Raw genomic sequence first — 1,051 nt, forward strand, 5'->3', positions numbered from 1 at the left:
ATGAGAACCCGCGCAGCTGTTGCCCTTGAGGCCGGAAAGCCGCTTGAGATCATGGAGGTCGAGCTCGACGGACCGAAGGCCGGCGAGGTGCTGGTCGAGATCAAGGCGACCGGGCTTTGCCACACCGACGAGTTCACACGCTCGGGCGCCGACCCCGAGGGGCTCTTCCCCTGCATCCTCGGCCACGAGGGCGCGGGTGTGGTCGTGGAAGTGGGCGAGGGCGTCACCACGCTGAAGCCGGGCGATCACGTCATCCCGCTCTACACGCCGGAATGCCGCGAGTGCCCCTCGTGCCTGTCGGGCAAGACCAACCTCTGCACGGCGATCCGGGGCACCCAGGGCCAGGGGCTGATGCCCGACGGCACCACGCGCTTCAAGATGCTCGATGGCACGCCGATCTACCATTACATGGGCTGCTCGACCTTCGCCAACCACACGGTCATGCCGGAGATCGCGCTGGCGAAGGTGCGCGACGACGCGCCCTTCGACAAGATCTGCTACATCGGCTGCGGCGTCACCACCGGCATCGGCGCGGTGATCAACACGGCGGGGGTCGAGATCGGCTCGACGGCGGCGGTCTTCGGTCTGGGCGGCATCGGGCTCAACGTGATCCAGGGGCTGCGCATGGCGGGCGCCGACATGATCATCGGCGTCGATCTCAACGACTCCAAGGCCGAGATGGCCAAGAAGTTCGGCATGACCCACTTCGTGAACCCCTCGAAGATCGAGGGCTCCGTCGTGCAGGAGATCGTCAACCTGACCAAGCGCGGCGCGGATCAGATCGGCGGCGTGGATTACAGCTTCGATGCCACCGGCAACGTCAAGGTGATGCGCGACGCGCTGGAATGCTCGCACCGCGGCTGGGGCGTGTCGGTGATCATCGGCGTGGCACCGGCGGGGGCCGAGATCTCGACCCGGCCGTTCCAGCTGGTGACGGGCCGGGTCTGGAAGGGCACGGCCTTCGGCGGCGCCAAGGGCCGGACCGACGTGCCGAAGTTCGTTGACTGGTACATGGACGGCAAGATCGAGATCGACCCGATGATCACCCACA

The 1,051-nt window shown here is 66.7% G+C and carries 1 protein-coding gene; it reads left to right on the top strand.

What is annotated here, in order from left to right; translation table 11 throughout:
* A partial coding sequence (locus tag IQ782_RS29600; protein WP_194138240.1) for an S-(hydroxymethyl)glutathione dehydrogenase/class III alcohol dehydrogenase occupies positions 1-1,051 on the top strand: 1,051 nt, incomplete at its 3' end.

This window comes from Salipiger mangrovisoli, from assembly GCF_015223355.1.
GTDB classification, from domain to species: domain Bacteria; phylum Pseudomonadota; class Alphaproteobacteria; order Rhodobacterales; family Rhodobacteraceae; genus Salipiger; species Salipiger mangrovisoli.